General features: G+C 68.6%; 13 protein-coding genes. 9 read left to right on the top strand and 4 right to left on the bottom strand.

Features of this window, described 5'->3' with window-relative positions; genetic code table 11:
- The first annotated feature begins 7 nt into the window (after positions 1-7).
- The 5 genes from ACT01A_RS11585 to ACT01A_RS11565 all read left to right on the top strand — a co-directional run bounded on the left by ACT01A_RS11585 (position 8) and on the right by ACT01A_RS11565 (position 7,752).
- Positions 8-1,114, top strand: a complete 1,107-nt coding sequence (locus ACT01A_RS11585) for a sugar ABC transporter substrate-binding protein (RefSeq protein WP_445152411.1) — start codon at positions 8-10, stop codon at positions 1,112-1,114.
- 3 nt (positions 1,115-1,117) lie between these two features.
- The gene (locus ACT01A_RS11580; protein ID WP_445152410.1) at positions 1,118-2,656 is read left to right on the top strand and encodes a sugar ABC transporter ATP-binding protein; all 1,539 of its coding nucleotides are present in this window, start codon (positions 1,118-1,120) and stop codon (positions 2,654-2,656) included.
- 139 nt (positions 2,657-2,795) lie between these two features.
- Positions 2,796-3,140 (top strand): hypothetical protein, encoded by a 345-nt coding sequence (locus ACT01A_RS11575; protein WP_445152409.1) that lies wholly within the window; start codon positions 2,796-2,798, stop codon positions 3,138-3,140.
- The gene (locus tag ACT01A_RS11570) at positions 3,137-5,416 is read left to right on the top strand and encodes a hypothetical protein (protein ID WP_445152408.1); all 2,280 of its coding nucleotides are present in this window, start codon (positions 3,137-3,139) and stop codon (positions 5,414-5,416) included. Before ACT01A_RS11575 ends, ACT01A_RS11570 begins: the two co-directional genes overlap by 4 nt.
- Entirely contained in the window at positions 5,413-7,752 is a 2,340-nt protein-coding gene (locus ACT01A_RS11565; protein WP_445152407.1) for a hypothetical protein, read from the top strand. The genes ACT01A_RS11570 and ACT01A_RS11565 overlap by 4 nt, the downstream gene beginning before the upstream one ends.
- Before the next feature lie 15 nt (positions 7,753-7,767).
- On the opposite strand, the gene ACT01A_RS11560 is transcribed toward ACT01A_RS11565, so the two are convergent.
- Positions 7,768-9,384, bottom strand: a complete 1,617-nt coding sequence (locus tag ACT01A_RS11560) for a thiamine pyrophosphate-binding protein (protein ID WP_445152406.1) — start codon at positions 9,382-9,384, stop codon at positions 7,768-7,770.
- Between the two features lie 149 nt (positions 9,385-9,533).
- On the opposite strand from ACT01A_RS11560, the gene ACT01A_RS11555 reads away from it, so the two are divergent.
- Positions 9,534-10,271: a FadR/GntR family transcriptional regulator gene (locus tag ACT01A_RS11555; protein WP_445152405.1), complete on the top strand. Its 738-nt coding sequence runs from the start codon at positions 9,534-9,536 to the stop codon at positions 10,269-10,271.
- Here ACT01A_RS11555 and ACT01A_RS11550 read toward each other — a convergent pair.
- Positions 10,268-11,161 carry a lactate/malate family dehydrogenase gene (locus ACT01A_RS11550; protein ID WP_445152404.1) on the bottom strand — a complete coding sequence of 298 codons (894 nt, stop codon included), beginning with the start codon at positions 11,159-11,161 and terminating at the stop codon, positions 10,268-10,270. The two genes, ACT01A_RS11555 and ACT01A_RS11550, sit on opposite strands and share 4 nt — an antisense overlap.
- A 50-nt stretch (positions 11,162-11,211) precedes the next feature.
- On the opposite strand from ACT01A_RS11550, the gene ACT01A_RS11545 reads away from it, so the two are divergent.
- Positions 11,212-11,973: an SDR family NAD(P)-dependent oxidoreductase gene (locus ACT01A_RS11545; protein ID WP_445152403.1), complete on the top strand. Its 762-nt coding sequence runs from the start codon at positions 11,212-11,214 to the stop codon at positions 11,971-11,973.
- Between the two features lie 87 nt (positions 11,974-12,060).
- On the top strand, positions 12,061-13,041 hold the full coding sequence (locus ACT01A_RS11540) for an acyl-CoA desaturase (protein ID WP_445152402.1): 981 nt from the start codon (positions 12,061-12,063) through the stop codon (positions 13,039-13,041).
- Here ACT01A_RS11540 and ACT01A_RS11535 read toward each other — a convergent pair.
- Both ACT01A_RS11535 and ACT01A_RS11530 read right to left on the bottom strand, forming a co-directional pair.
- Positions 12,995-14,287, bottom strand: a complete 1,293-nt coding sequence (locus ACT01A_RS11535) for an MFS transporter (RefSeq protein WP_445152401.1) — start codon at positions 14,285-14,287, stop codon at positions 12,995-12,997. The two genes, ACT01A_RS11540 and ACT01A_RS11535, sit on opposite strands and share 47 nt — an antisense overlap.
- 14 nt (positions 14,288-14,301) lie before the next feature.
- The gene (locus tag ACT01A_RS11530; RefSeq protein ID WP_445152400.1) at positions 14,302-14,739 is read right to left on the bottom strand and encodes a nitroreductase family deazaflavin-dependent oxidoreductase; all 438 of its coding nucleotides are present in this window, start codon (positions 14,737-14,739) and stop codon (positions 14,302-14,304) included.
- Between the two features lie 43 nt (positions 14,740-14,782).
- Here ACT01A_RS11530 and ACT01A_RS11525 point away from each other — a divergent pair, with 43 nt between their 5' ends.
- On the top strand, positions 14,783-15,346 hold the full coding sequence (locus ACT01A_RS11525; RefSeq protein WP_445152399.1) for a TetR/AcrR family transcriptional regulator: 564 nt from the start codon (positions 14,783-14,785) through the stop codon (positions 15,344-15,346).
- The last annotated feature ends 7 nt before the right edge of the window (positions 15,347-15,353 follow it).

Raw genomic sequence — 15,353 nt, 5'->3', positions numbered from 1 at the left:
AGACGACATGACTCTGGTCTCACGCGGGTGGAGGGCGGCGCTGTCCGTCGTCCTGTCCGCCGGGTTGGTCGCGGTGGCCGCCGGGTGTGGCGACAGCGACGACAAGTCGTCCGGATCGGGCGGCAGCGCGACCTCGAGCGACGGCGGCGGCGCTAAGACGGCCAAGCTCGCGTTCGTCTACCCGACGACCGAGACGAACTTCGGCCAGGAGATGGCGCTGGGCGCCAAGGCCGCGGCCGACGACCGGCCGGGGGTCGAGTTGAAGGAGTCGGCGCCGGCCAACGTGGACGGCCCCAAGGAGGTCCAGCTGTTTCAGGCCGCGACGCGCACGTCCGAGGACGGCGTGGCGATGATGACGCTGACGCCCGACCTGTTCCTGCGCCCGCTGCTCACGGCCGGCCAGCAGGGCGTGCCGCTGGTCGCGGTCGACGTGCCGCCGGCCAAGGGCGCCGAGAAGGCGGCCAAGCTGCTGATCGGCAACTCGAACGTCGGCATCGGCGAGGACCTCGCCAAGGCGCTGCTGCCGAAGATCCCCGAGGACGCGTCCGGCGAGGTGCTGATCGGCACCGACACGCCCGGCCTGCCGGTGCTGGAGCAGCGCAACCAGGGCTTCAAGGACGTGATGTCCAAAGAGCGCCCGAACCTCAAGATGGTGGTCTTCGACGCCAAGCAGTCGCCGACCGACAACTACAACACGTGGTCGGCGCAGGTGAAGGCGCATCCCAACGCGGTGGCCTACGTGGGGCCGGGCTCGCAGGCGGCGGTGTCGCTCACGCGGATCCAGAAGCGGGGCGGCAAGAAGCTGCTCGTCGGCGCGTGCGATCTCGATCCGGTCGCGCTGGAAGGCGTGAAGGACGGCTACGTCGAGGCGCTGATCTCGCCGGAGCACTTCCTGAAGGCCTACATCGCGATCGCGCTGCTGGCCGCCCAAAAGCAGGACGGCAAGGACCTGCCCGAGGGCGTCTGGAACACCGGCGAGCTGACCGTCAACAGCAAGAACATCGACGAGATCCTCACGCGCCAGGAGTCACCCGCGGCACGGAAGGCGTTCTTCAAGCCGGTGGCCGACAAGCAGCTGGCGGCGCCGGACCAGTACCTCGCCCCGGGCTCCTGACTCATGCTCGAGGCGCGCGGCGTTCGCAAGGCCTACGGCGGCGTCGTGGCGCTCGCCGGCGCGGACCTCACGGTCCGCGCCGGCGCCGTGCACGCGTTGTTGGGGGAGAACGGCGCGGGCAAGTCGACGCTGGTGAAGGCGATAGCCGGTGCGGTGACGCCGGACGCGGGGTCGCTGGTGCTTGATGGGAAGGAGGTGCGCTTTGGGTCGACCGCAGAGGCGGTGCGCCACGGCGTGGCGGTGGTCTCCCAGGAGCTCAACGTCTTCCCGGATCTCGATGTCCTCGCCAACCTCTACCCGATGCGCGAGCCGACCCGCGGGCCGTTCGTGCGCCGGCAGGAGATGGAAGCGCAGGCGCGGCCCGTGCTGGCCGAGCTGGGCCTTGACGTAGGCCTCCGGCAGCCGGTTGAGGAGCTGTCGCTGGCCGAGTGCCAGCTGATCGAGATCGCTAAGGCCTTGCTGACGGAGCCGCGCGTGCTGATCCTCGACGAGCCGACGAGTGCGCTGGGGCAGCGGTCGACCGAGAACTTGTTGAGGATCTTGCGCGTGCTTCGCGATCGCCAAGTTGGTGTGGTGTTCGTGTCGCACATCCTCGAGGACGTGATGGCGCTGTGCGACGAGGTCACCGTGCTGCGTGACGGGCACGTTGTGATGAGCGCGCGGCCGATGGGGGAGCTGACGGTCGCGACGGTCGTGGAGGCGATGCTCGGCGAGCGGCCTGACGACGGCGACGCGGCGACGGCGCCGTCCGCCGCGCTGGTCGAGGAGGTCGCCGATGCCGTTGAGTCAACCGGTGGTTCCCTGCGCCTTGAGGCCGTCGCGGTGCGCGATCGGCTGGAGCCCTTGGACCTGGAGGTCGCGCCCGGCGAGATCGTCGGCCTGGCCGGCGTCGCGGGCGCAGGGCATCATGTAGTCCTTGAGTTGGTCGCCGGCCTCACGCGTCCGTCGTCTGGCTCGGTGACGTTGCCCTCTGGGCGTGCCGTGCCGCACGGCCTGCGTCGCGCGATCCGCGCGGGCGTCGCGTTAGTGAGCGGTGACCGCAGGCGAATGGGCTTGATGTTGGATAAGCCGATCTGGGAGAACATCGCGCAGATCCGCGCGGTGGGTCTGGCCGCCTCCGGGCCGCTGATCCGGACCGGCGAGCTCCGCGCGCACGCGCGGGAACACGTAGAGCGCCTGCACATCCGCAGCCGCTCCGTCGACATGGACGCCGGCGCGCTGTCTGGCGGCAACCAGCAGAAAGTCGTCTTCGCCAAGTGGCTCGACGCCTCACCCTCGGTCTTCCTCCTCGACGACCCGACCCGCGGCGTCGACATCGGCGCCAAGGCCGAGATGCACACGTTGATCAGGAGCACCGCCACCGCCGGCGTCCCGACCCTCATCTGCTCCACCGACATCGACGAGCTCGCCACCCTCTGCGACCGCGTCATCGTCATCCACAACCGCAAGGCCACCACCTCCCTCACCGGCGACGCGCTCACCACCCACGCCGTTCTGGAGGCGATGAACACGGGGACGGTCGCGTCGTCTCGCGTCAACTAGTGGTCTCGTTCTGCTCGTCCGTGTTCCTGCCGTCAGTAACGATGGTCGGCGTTCCTCACCCAAACGACCAGATTTGACCTGATTGCTTTCTTGTCTCGTGCGGCTGCTGTAGGTTGCTCGCCGACATGGATGAGGAACGTTGAAGGACATCAGTGCAGGCCTGCTTTTGTCGGAGATTGGGCTCGCCGCACTTAAGCCTCGCGAAGCCCAAATCGCCTACGGACTGTTGATGGAGATACTGCAGTTGCGACTAGGCTCTCGAGTAGCGCAGATACTCGGCCCGAACTGGGCGGATGACTTCGCCAGGGTCACCGGGCTCGATCGAAATAAGGGGCTTAACGCAGAGGGGGAGAGGCGCGGTCTCGAGTTGCTCGAGCAGACGCTTCCCGAGTACGGCCTCTATGTTGAAGAAGAGCTCGAACGCCTGAAGCTCGAGTTCGTTGAGCGGTTGCGTGCGGCGCTGGGCGAGGGGGAGACCCTGTGACCGACTCCAATGGTTCTGCCGCGCCTCCGGAGGGCCTCGAGGGGTCGCTCTCGGTGGCGTCGCGGGTGCTCGATGAGCTCGTCGTCGCGAGCTCGAACCCTCGCCCATCGCTTGGATTTGCTGGGTTTCGCCGACCTAACCACCATGTGTTGACGATCGCCGGTGGACGTGGCACGGGGAAGACGACGCTGCTTCATCTTCTGGCGTCAGCAGTTTCACCGAGGCGGGACCTCTTCGTTCTGCCACCGCTTGAGCCTGAGATGTTCGGTCCGGCCGACACGATCCTCGGCTCGACGCTGGCAAGACTTCAATCCCAGCTTTTGAAGGACAACCCTTCAATAATGCACGAGGCGACAGTAAAGGTACGGTCGCTGCCCGAACCGCTCAACGTGGCGCAAGCGCTTGATCGCTTGTTGCGACACTCCGCCTTCGTTCGCGACGGCCAAGGTCCCGGAGCCGTGTCCCCTGCTTCGCTTGAGCAGTACTCGTCCGACTTTGCCCGCCATGCCTTGGCAGGCGAAGGCTTTACCGAGCTCTGGGACGCCACGATCGCGGCGATCGGCCGAGCGCTGTCAACGGGAGAGGGACAGGCTCCGGCGATCCTTGTGCCGGTGGATGACCCTGACCTCTCGCCAGGGCAGTTGACGCGGATACTCCAGGACATCCGGCTCCTGGCCACCACGCCTCACGTCGTGGTCTGCGTGTGCCTGGATCTCATAGAGGCACACCGAGCCCTGGCGGCGTCGTACGCGCAGGCCCTTCGTGTACGCCCTGACTCGATGGGGACGGCATCAGTCGTCGAGGCACAGCTCGCGAAGGCGCTTCCGCAACGGTTCCGTGTCAGTTTGACCGAGCTCACGCAGCGTCAACGGTTGGCGTTCACGCCGCTTGAAGCAGGTCGACCGCCGCTGGCCGCCATCCTGAACAAGATTGAGGTGCCCACCGCCAACTCGCAGTTCTCGCTGGGCTCGCTGTTCTGGCTGCACTCCGACGCGGATGACGACATGCCATCCCCATACGCAAAGTGCTTGCCGGGCACGGCCAGAACACTCGAAAGCTTGTACTTCGCGCTTGCGGCGCAGGCCGAAGAGCGAAACTGGGAGAAGGCGGTACGTCTCATCCTCGAGTCCGCGATTGAGTACGGACTCCAGGCCACACCGATTCCGGGCTACACGGCTCGCACGCTGCTGTCCGTCGAGGAGCCGCAGGACGATCGAGACCGCCCGATCCTGAACCTCGACTTCGGACCTCTGCGGTATGCGCGCAGCACACAGGATCAACGGGTGCTTCGGATTGACCCCGAGCGCACCGATCGGTCGATCGAGATCGGCTCTCTTGGCCGAAACACGTACGCGATTGCTACGGGAGACTCACAGAACGAGACGCAGTCGGCGGTCGATCCTGCGTTGGCGCTGGGAATGGTGCTCGCGCGGGAATTCTCGCACCACGCGGACGTCTATCGCGAGGAGCTCGCCGGAGGAGAGCCTGTCGCCGGCGGCGGCCCGTCGTTCTTCCTAAACGTCCGGGTTGGTGCATTCCGGGGGGATCGCTGGTTCTTGCTCCTGCCTCGGTGGAAGTCCTTCTATGACTACTTCGCGTTCGACGCGATTTGGCGGCAATCGCTGACCAACGCCGATGCAGTCTCTATGGGGCTTGACATCGATCCTCCGGAGCTCTTGCACGCTTTGGTGCTCTCCTTCCTGCGCACGGTGGGCGAAGTTCAGATGGCGCGTACGGGAACTCCTCTCACTCGTGACGAAGCAGAGCGCACGATGCGCCCGGCCGCGCGAGAGCACATCGCTCAGATTTGGGCAGAGGTTCGGACGTGTCTGCACGATGCGGCATGCAGCGACGCCTCGGCGGAAGCCCGCTCGGCCTTTCTGGAGTGGACCTCGACGTTCCTGCCTATGGCGTGCCATCCGTGGATCTTGCCGCAGTGGTTGATCGACGAGATCTTGGAGGCGCGACTCACGATGCTCGTCGCGATGGGACGCGCTCAGGCGAGGAACTTCGAGCTATCGTCTATCTTGTCCCGTCGCATCAGAGCAAATCTGGGCGAAGAGTGGATCACCCCGCTATTCGGCATCTTCGACGGCATGCCGGACATGGAGATCGGAGATCTGCGTCCTGCGCATCTCGCGGCGGTCGAGCAGCGTCAGAAGCTTCAGCTGCGAGCGGCCGAGTCAGGATCGTCGAATGAGCTCAGCTCGATAGCGCTCAAGGTGCTGCGCGAGATGCTGGCTGAGGAGGAGCAGCAGAGCGAGGACGGATTTTGAGCGGCACGAACCTGACGTGCCCTGCCCCTGTACAGGCGGCCGCAAGGATGCTCGCGTCGAGCGAGATCATCCTTCAGCGGACCTGGATTGACGACGCGGCGTCCCTGCGCAGGCGCACAGTGAAGGGACTCACTGAGCTCGCGCTTCTTCGCGACAGCGACATCGATGCGGTGCTCGCAGAGGTGGCGAGCAAGGGAACGGACCCGTTGCGCGCCGCGGCGGCGACGCTCGTCGCGGCACACGAGGGAGCCTACGCGATCGAGTCGTCTCAGATCAGCGACGCGCGTCGGATCGTATACGGGGCCTTACCTCATGAGGTGGTAGAGCTGGCGACCGGAATCTCTCGGCGCTTGTCCGTGCAGATGCGATGGGCGAACCTCCCATTGGATTGCCAGCAGGTCGAGATTGGGGATGCTCACGTTCACTCCGGGGGCGCTAGTCCGCCGGTGATCGTGCTGCGCGGTCTGCTCGATCACCTGTATGAAGTCACGAGCGTCGGCTTGCCCCTCGAGCTTGAGGATGTCCTCGGGCACCGTTTCGACGGTGAGCCTCTTCTTTTTGCGCTCGGGATCTCTGCGCTGGCGCTCCAGGTTCCGAGACTTGCCAACGACCTGAGTGGCTTGTTACCCGTGCTTGGATCTGACGCCCGCGAACTGTGGGAGCGCGCCTTCGAGTTGGCTCGCACCAAGGATGAGCTGCAGCTTGATCTCTTGCGGGCAGCCTACGCCCATGCAACGGAGCTCGTCGGAGCCACCCCTGATCTCACGGCGGCCAATCAGGGCGCAGCCCGGTGGCTGCGGAATGAGCTGGCGGGCCCTGCCGCCGAGCTTGCACGCGGCTCTCTGGGCGCGCTGGCGCTTCTGCACGGCAGCCTGGTATCGCCCACCTCGGGCTCGCTCGACATTTTCGTCGAGCGGTTCAACCTGCTGCGGCGCCTTCGTCGTCTATCGATGCAGTCGGAGACCAGGCGCATCGAAGACTCGCTTCGGTTTCTTCTCTCCGCTGGTCGGCTCTGCCGACTGGAGCTCCGCAAAACGGCCGGTGCATCGATCGCTCAGGACGGGGGCCAATCCCGCCTCGACGCCTACTCCACGGTGCTCGAGGACGCTCGCTGTCATCTGACGGCTGTCAAGAAGGTCCGAGAGGATCATGGAAGTTTGGTTGTGCAGATGCCGATCAGCTTCTTCCGGCACCGGCTCGAGCCGCGCGAACCGCTCATGGGGTACTTGCCGTTGCGCCATCCGATCCATGATGCCTTGGCTCTGAGCGCGGGAGTGGCGAGAGCATGTCGCGACACACCGGGGCTTGGTCGGTTCATCGGCGGCTTCGACGTTGTCGGGCGTGAATCGGACACCCCGAACTGGGTGTTTTCGTTGGCCTTCTCCTTTGCCGATCGCCTGTTTCGGGCTGCGGAGATGCAGCCCCTTGGGTACTCTGTGCACGCAGGAGAGCAGTTCGCGTTTGCCCTCGACGGTCTCCGTCGAATAGGAGAACTTGACCTATTCGAGGTTCCTGTAAGCCGAGTCGGTCACGCTCTGGCACTTAGTCCTCAAGCCGCGGAGAACATCGCACCGTTCACGAGTGCGGCTGCGGCGTCGGTGTTAGAGGCGCTCGTTTGGAGCGCTGTTGTCGTGCCAGAGCTCGAAGGTGAGGTCGCGGACTTATGCGAGGATTTGGCATCAGTGGTGTTCGCGCCAAGTCAGCCAACATTCGCAGACCTTAAGCAATGGTTGACGGGACGGTTCTCGTACGATCGGATGCAGGCGCTCGGCATCGTGCCTCCCATCGCGCAGGACGCGATGTTCCCTACCGACGAGTCTGTGCTGCTTGGCGGCCTCGAGTGTCAGAGCCTGGTAGACAAGCTGCTTGCCGCGACAGCAGTTGAAGCCTCTGTCGGCGGGGTCTACTTCAATGAAGTGGTCCCCGTTCCGAACGCGCTCGAGTCGGCTGTGGGCGCCAAGCTCGCGCGGTGCTACGAAGCGTGCGGAGCGGTCGTTGCGGAGCCTTTTCGCAGTCGGAGGCTCATTGAGTCTTGCCCTTCGTCCAACGTCGCAGTCGGTGGTATTCGCGGATTTGCGGAACATCCAATTGGAGAGTTTCGCGACGCCGGCCTTTGTGTCACGGTGAGCTCTGATGATCCAGGGCTGTTTGGAGGCTTGGTGGAAGAGGAGCTGGCAAGCCTGTACGAGACGGGTGCCCTCAACGGGTCAAGCGGCGACGGACAAGCGCTGATGCAGGTGATTAAAACGTCGGCGCGCTCCACCGCATCTGGTCTCTCGTCGGTCGAGGCCGACGAGGTGATTCAGCAGGTAGGAGCCAGCCTCGGTGTGCTCTGACAGCCGGTAACGGCCTTACGGGTCGAAGTGCTCGTCCGGCTCGACGATGACCTCGATCAGCAGCGGTGACGTGCGGTCGGCGAGGGACGGCAGGATGTCATCGAAGGTCGACAGCAGTTCGTCGTGCTCGGTGATGCGGTGGGCTTCGATTCCGAGGGAGGTGGCGAGGCCGGTGATGTTGATGGTGTCGAGGGAGGGCCAGGGGCCGGTGGCGCCGGCGCGTTCGGCGAGGCGGTCCATGATGGCGTAGCCGTCGTTGTTCAACACCAGGAAGATGGTGCCGGTGGAGTAGGTGCCGGCGGACCAGAGCGCGAGGGATTGGTAGAGGGTGGCGCCGTCGCCGGTGACGCTGATCACGCCGCGGTCGGGGCGGGCCATGCGCAGGCCGACGGCGGCGGGGAGCGCGAAGCCGAGTAGGCCCATCGCGGAGACGAAGCCGCCGGGCTCGGCGATCGCGATCCGGCGGTGCAGCTCCGGACGCGAGGACGGCGTCTCTTCGACGAGGATCGCGTCGCGCGGCAGGCGCTCGGCGAGCGCCGTGAGGACGTGCCCGGCGCGCAGTGCCTCACCCGGCGCGGGTGGTGGTGGAGCCGCGGGGGCGGTGTACAGCGGCGCGCCCTCAGGCCCTGCGCCGTTCCCGGACGCGCCGTCGCGCGGCGTCACGGATTCGGCGAGGGCGGTGCAGAGCGCGGCGGGATCGCCGAGGACGGCGAGCGCGGCGGGCGAGCGGTGGGCTTCGGCCGCGTCGGCGGTCAAGACGATGATGTCGGTCCCGGGCTCGACCAGCGGACCGTTGTCATAGGGGTACTGGCGCAGCGCGCCGGTGCCCACCACGACGACGAGGTCAAACGGCGCCAGCGTGTCACGCACGCGCGCGCGCCGCGCGGGCAGGTGCCCGGCGAAGAGCGGGTGGTCCTGCGGGAAGCCCGCGGCGCCGCCGAAGGGCTCCTGCCAGACCGGGCAGGCGAGGCGCTCGGCGAGCGCTACCAGCCCTGACCACCCGGCGGCGCTGTCGACGCCCGCGCCGGCCACCAGCGCGACGCGCTTCGCGGCGTCCACGCGGGCCGCGAGCTCCTCGACCACCACCGGGTCGGCGGCCGCGCTGCGCAGCAGCCGCGCTGGCCCGAGGACCTCCCACGCCTCCGGCGCTGGCGCGCCCCAGTCGTCCATCGGCACGATCACGATCGCTGGCCCGCGCGCGGTCTGCGCCTCCCAGTAGGCGCGCATGATCGCGCCCGGGACGTCGGCCGCGCGCACCGGCTGATCCAGCCAGACCGCGTAGCCACCGGTCAACCCATCCAACTTGCCGGCCAAGAACGGGTCTTGGGCCAGGTGCCGTCGGTCCTGCTGACCGACGACGACGACCAGCGGCGCACGGTTCTGACGCGCGGTGGCGAGCGCCGCGACCGCGTTGCCGAGCCCCGGCGTTGAGTGCAACAGCGCCAACGCGGGCGCGCCACGGCCCAGCGCGTACCCGGCGGCCATGCCGACAACCGACCCCTCGTGCAAGGCCAAAACGAACTCGAGGTCGTCGGGCAGCCCGGCGAGGAACGGGACCTCGGTCGAGCCCGGATTGCTGAACAGCGTCGTCAGGCCGAGTCGGCGCAGGACGTCGAAGGTCGCGTCGCGCACGGTCGCCCCTGGTGCAGCGGTGGGCGACCCCTCGGTGGCACTGGACTCTGGGCGCGGGACCTCCACGAGCGCGACCTTACTGCAAATCGTTTGGAGATTTAAGGCCTGTGCTCGCCACTCGCCGCCGAACCACTTACAATCACCAGCAGATGGCCACCGCTCGCCCACGCCCCGGAGGCCAGTTCAAGCCTCCCTCTCCCGGCGCCTCCGAGCAGATCGCCTGGCAGATCCGCAAGTACCTGGAGGAGCAGCACCTTCAGCCGGGCGATCGGATCGGCACCGAGCAGGAGCTGGCCGACGAGTTCGGCGTCTCCCGTCCGACGCTGCGCGAGGCGCTGCGGCTGCTCTCCGCGTCGCAGCTGATCCGCGTCGGCCGCGGCCGCGCCGGCGGAATCTTCGTCGCGCGCACGCCGCGCGACGGTATGAGCGCCAACCTGAGCGAGTCGATCGCGCTGATGCTCGCCGCGGACACGATCTCGCTCGACGAGCTGCTCGACGCGCGCCTCTCGCTCGAGGTCCCGCTCGCGGGCCGGGCCGCCGCCAACGCCACCGACGAGGTCGTCACGCGCCTCGAAGCCGCGGTGCTCGCCGCCGAGGGCCACGCGCCCGGCACCGACCCCTTCAACCAGGCCGACACCGAGTTCCATCAGATCCTCGCCGAGGCGGCCGGCAACGTCCTGCTGCGTGGGCTGACCGGCTGGATCCTCGAGGTCCTCCAGCCGTCGTTGATCGTGACGATCTCGGTCGACGTCGACGCCGAGACGATCCTCGACCAGCACCGCGCGATCCTGCGCGCCGTGCGTCGCCGCCAGCGCGGCGCGGCCGAGAAGGCGATGCGCGCGCACATCGAGTACCTCACCGCCGTGCTGCACGCGCAGCGCGGCTAGTCGATCGCGTCGGCGCCCGCGCGGATGGCATCGGCGGCGGCGCGCATCCCCGCGGCCTCCGCGTCGGAGAGCGACCAGTCGGCAATGGCTCCGCTCGCGAGCGCGACCGGCACGCTCAGCGCGACGTCGCGTACGCCGTACTCGCCGGCCAGCATCACGCTCGCGGGCCAGAGCTCGTCGCCGGCGCCGAGCGCCGCGATCATCCGCGTGACCCCGTGCCCGGTCGTCCACGTCGACGACCGGCCGGAGTCCAGCGCGACGTGACGCACGTACCAGGAGCGGACGAAGTCGACGGCCGCCGCACGCTGGGCAGCGCTCAGCGTTACCGGCTCGCCGTCCACGCGCACGCGATCCAGCAGCGGCACGCAGTGGTCGCCGTGCTCGCCGATCACCCACGCATCGACCGATGCCGACGGCACGCCGAGCAGCTGCCCGATCGCCGTCCGCAGCCGCAGCCCGTCGTTGGCGGTGTAGCCAAGCACGCGCAGGTCCGGCCGCTCGCGCGCCAGCCAGGTGACAAGTGCGTCGACCGGGTTGGTCACCATCAACACCACGCCCGGCCAGCCGTCCGGCAGCGCGTCGACCACCGAGCGCACGATCGCCGCGTTGTTGTGGAGGTAGACCTCCCGCGAGCGGTTGACGGTCAGCGGGGTCGCCGCGCTCACCACGACGACGTCGGCCTCCACGACCGCGCCTCGCTCCACGATCGCCACCGACCCCGACGCGCCCGCGGCCACGACCTGCTGGAGGTCCATCTCGTGCGACACGGCCATGCCCGAGCGGCCGTCGACCAAGGTGATGGCGTAGGGCTCCGGCGCGAGCAGCAGGTTGTAGGCGACCGACGACCCGACGCCGCCGCCCGCGCCGACGATGGCGATCCGCGAGCTCATGTACGGTGCCCCACAATAAACGTCAGGCAATTTCTTCGCACGGACGACCCATGGGACGACTCGACCACAAGATCGCCTTCATCACCGGCGCCGCTGGCTCGATCGGCGCCGCCACCGCGCGCCGCTTCGCCGCCGAGGGCGCGCGCGTCGCGCTGAGCGACGTCGACGCCGATGCGCTGCACGCGCTCGCCGACGACCTCGGGCGGGACTACGCGCTCGCGCTGCCGGCCGACGTCACCGACTCGGCCCAGGTCAGGGGCGCCGTCGAGCAGGCGGTACGGCGCTTCGGTGCGTTGGACATCACCTTCGCCAACGCCGGGATCTTCGGCGCGGTCGCCAACATCATCGACTACCCCGAGGACGTCTTCGACCGCGTCCTGGCGGTCAACGTCCGCGGCCCGTTCTTGGTGGCCAAGCACGCGCTGGCCGCGATGCGCGACGGCGGCAGCATGATCATCAACTCGAGCGTCGTCGGCCTCACCGCCGACCCCGGCATCGCCGCCTACGCGACGTCCAAGCACGCGCTCGTCGGCCTCATGCGCACCGCGGCCAAGGAGATGGCCCCGCGCGGGATCCGCGTCAACACGATCCATCCCGGCCCGGTCTCCAACGCCTTTCAGCATCGCATCGAGCTGACCGCCACCGGCGCGGGTACCGAAGAGCGCGCTGCGGAGATCTTCGAGGAGTTGATCCCGCTCGGCCGCCACGCCACGCCGGAGGAGGTCGCGGCGGCCGTCCTGTTCCTCGCCAGCGACGAAAGCGCGTTCCTGACCGGCGCGACGGTCCCGCTTGATGGAGGCATGAGCGTTTGACCGTGCAACAAAGCCGGGGGTTATCCCCCCTAAGGGCTCCCGAATGCCCCCGGGAAATTCCCAGTCGCGCGCGCGAGAGTGGGTGACATGACCCCGACCGGCACCCTTGCGCCTGCGCCCGAGGACCCCACCACCCGGCCGCAGGCCCCCGTCGACGGCCCGACCGCCGAGGACGTTCAGCCCACCAAGAACGAGGCGCTGGACCGCTTCCTGACCGGCACGGTCACCGTCGTCCCGTTCCTCGCGCTGTTCATCGTCGCCCGGCAGGTGTGGGGCGACTGGCTGCGCTGGTCGGACATCGCGGTGTTCTTCATCATGTATATCCCGCTCGGCCTCGGGATCACGGTCGGCTTCCACCGGCTCTTCACGCACCGCAGCTTCAAGGCCAAGCCGTGGGTCCGCGCGACGTTCGCGATCCTCGGCTCGATGGCCATCGAGGGTCCGATCATCAGCTGGGTCGCCGACCATCGCAAGCACCATGCCTTCTCTGACAAGCCCGGCGACCCGCACAGCCCGCACGCCCACGACGGCGTCCTGCGTGGCCTCTTGCACGCCCACGTCGGGTGGCTGTTCCTGCACACCGAGCGCGCCAACCGTGAGCGCTACGCGCCGGACCTGCTCAAGGACCCGATCATCGCCTGGGTCGACAAGACGTTCGTGCTGTGGGTTTTCGCCGGCTTGGCGCTCCCGTTCGGCCTCGGCTGGCTGATCGGCGGCGACATCCACCACGCCTGGACCGGCCTGCTGTGGGGCGGCGCGGTGCGCATGTTGGTGCTGCATCACGTCACCTACTCCATCAACTCGCTCTGCCATTTCTTCGGTCGCCGCCGCTTCGATGTCGACGACCACTCCAAGAACCTCGCGTGGCTGGCGCCGTTCTCGTTCGGCGAGTCCTGGCATCACAACCACCATGCCTTCCCGACCTCGGCCGCGCACGGCCTGAAGTGGTGGGAGTTCGACATCTCCGCGCTGGTTATCCGCGGCCTCAAGCGCATCGGCGCCGTGACCGAGATCGTCGAGATCACGCCGGAGCGGCAGGCGAAGAAGCTGGTGTCGTCCGAGCGCTAGGGCGCGGGAGCGCGAGGCAGATCGCAGACGCCGCGGCGAGCACGATCGCCGCGGCGACCATGACCTCGTCGTAGGAACCGGTCGCGTCGTAGGCGAGGCCGGGCAGCCAGGCGCCGATCGCCGAGCCGAGCTGGTGGATGGCGTTGAGGCAGCCGAACGCGAGGCCGATGGTGCGCGGCTCGACGTAGCGGGCGGCCAGCCACTGGGTTGGGGCGACGGTCGAGAAGTCGACCAACCCGAACAGCAACGCGAACGCGAGCAGCGCCGCGCCGCCGGCCAGGAAGTAGAGCGCGACGAACGACAGCGCGCGCGTGCCGTACAACCCCGCCAACAGCAGCCGGTTGTCGACGCGGTCGGCGAGCGGGCCGGAGGCGAGGATCCCGGTGACGTTCGCGGCGGCCAGCAGCGCGACGGCCAGCCCGGTCGTGGCCTCGTTGATCCCGCGGTCCTGCGCGAGCGGGATCAGGTGCGTGTCGACGAAGCCGGTCGTCGTCAGGCCGCAGACGAAGAACGGCGCGGCCAGGACCCAGAAGCCGCGCGAGCGGGCCAGCGCGCGGATCCCGGTCGCAGGCGGGGCGTCACCGAAGCGCAGCTCGGCCTCCGGCGGATGCGGTCCGCCGATCGGCTCGAGGCCTACATCTTCCGGCCGGTCGCGCAGCCAGCGCGCCATCGTCGGCGCGACGACCACCGCCAGCAGCAGCGCCCCGCCGATCAGCGTCTCGCGCCACCCGGCCTGGGAGACCGCGACGATCGCCAGCGGCACGAGCGCGAGCTGCCCGGCGCCGAAGCCGGCCTCGACCAGCGCGAACGCCAGCCCGCGACGCTGCGTGAACCAGTACGTGACCGCGACCGACGCCGCGACACCCGACGCGCCGCCGAACCCGACCGACGCGACCACGCCGTAGGTGAAGGCCAACTGCCACGGCGACTGCGCCGCCGCGCTGAGCGCCAGTCCTGCGGCGACCAGCAGCGACGACACGACCAGCGTCCGCCGGATCCCGAAGCGGTCGACCGCGCGCCCCACGAACGGCTGCGATCCGCCGTAGACCAGGAACGACAGCGACCCGATCAGCGTGATCGTGCCGCGCGCGACGCCGAACTCCTCCTCCCACGGCCGGACGAACGCGCCGAAGCTCAGCCGGACGCCCTGCGCGCAGAGGATCGCGAAGAAGCACAGCGCGAGGACCGTCCACGCGTAGTGGCGGCGGCGCGGGGCGTCGGGGGCGGAGGCAGGCGAGGGCGGCACGGGGCCGCCCGATGCTACGAGGAGGCGGGGTCGAGGTCGATCCGCAGCGAGACCGGCGCGGTCTCCAGCGCGCGCAGCGTCGAGGCGATCATCGCGCGGGCGATCGGGTTGCGGGAGAACGTGCGGCCGCGCTCGTGCGGGTCGTCATCGTCGACCAGCCGAGCCGACGCGGGGTGCCAGGTGCGGCCGAGGCGGGCGCGGATGTCCGGGTTGGCCTCCAGGTTGAGCACCCAGCCCGCGTGGCGGCCGTGCTGGGCGATGACCCACAGCGTCTGGCCGTTGCGCATGTAGTTGACCGGCGTGTGGCGGACCTTGCCGCTCTTGCGGCCGGTGGTCTCGAGCAGCGCGGTCATCGGCGGCGAGATGCCGAGCCGGAAGAGCCCACGGACGAGCGGGTTGAGCACGAAGCGCCCGAAGAGGATCTCGAAGCGCCGCTGGGTCTTCCTGAGCATGAACGCCACCGTACATTATGACGCGCGTCATAATCAAGCGACGATGGCCAGCGACGCACGCGACCGGATGATCGCCAGCACGACCGCGCTGATCCGCGAGCGTGGGGTGGAGGCCACGTCGCTGAGCGACGTGCTCGCGCACTCGGGCGCGCCGCGCGGCTCGATCTACCATCACTTCCCGGGCGGCAAGGCGCAGCTGGTTGAGGAGGCGACGCGCGCGGCGGGCGGCATGTTCGCCGCCGGGATGGTCGCCGCCCTGGAGGCCGACGACCCGCTCGCCGCGCTGCGCGCGTTCGCCGACGGCTGGCGCGCGGTCCTGCGCGAGAGCGACTTCGCCGCCGGGTGCCCGATCGCGGCGGTCGCGGTCGAGGGCACCAACAACGTCGCGGCGTGCGACGCGGCCGGCGAGGCGTTCACGGACTGGCAGGAGGTGCTGGCCGCCGCGTTGCGTCGGCGCGGGGTGCAGGAGGCGCGTGCCGCGAGCCTGGCCACGCTCGCCGTCGCCGCGATCGAAGGGGCGGTCATCTTGGCTCGCGCGCAGCGCTCCGAGGCGCCGTTGGAGCGCGTCGCCGACGAGCTCCTGCGCGTGGCGGAAGCGGCAATGTGATAAGACT

The sequence above is a fragment of the Baekduia sp. Peel2402 genome, from assembly GCF_052567285.1.
This window is presented reverse-complemented; position numbering and strand designations above follow the sequence as displayed.

What these genes read in the sequence shown, in the direction of transcription:
- ACT01A_RS11540 (WP_445152402.1), top strand. Translation starts at nt 12,061, where the DNA reads ATGACCCCGACCGGCACCCTTGCGCCTGCGCCCGAGGACCCCACCACC.
- ACT01A_RS11555 (WP_445152405.1), top strand. Translation starts at nt 9,534, where the DNA reads ATGGCCACCGCTCGCCCACGCCCCGGAGGCCAGTTCAAGCCTCCCTCT.
- ACT01A_RS11580 (WP_445152410.1), top strand. Translation starts at nt 1,118, where the DNA reads ATGCTCGAGGCGCGCGGCGTTCGCAAGGCCTACGGCGGCGTCGTGGCG.
- ACT01A_RS11585 (WP_445152411.1), top strand. Translation starts at nt 8, where the DNA reads ATGACTCTGGTCTCACGCGGGTGGAGGGCGGCGCTGTCCGTCGTCCTG.
- ACT01A_RS11525 (WP_445152399.1), top strand. Translation starts at nt 14,783, where the DNA reads ATGGCCAGCGACGCACGCGACCGGATGATCGCCAGCACGACCGCGCTG.
- ACT01A_RS11550 (WP_445152404.1), bottom strand. Translation starts at nt 11,161, where the DNA reads ATGAGCTCGCGGATCGCCATCGTCGGCGCGGGCGGCGGCGTCGGGTCG.
- ACT01A_RS11545 (WP_445152403.1), top strand. Translation starts at nt 11,212, where the DNA reads ATGGGACGACTCGACCACAAGATCGCCTTCATCACCGGCGCCGCTGGC.
- ACT01A_RS11530 (WP_445152400.1), bottom strand. Translation starts at nt 14,739, where the DNA reads ATGCTCAGGAAGACCCAGCGGCGCTTCGAGATCCTCTTCGGGCGCTTC.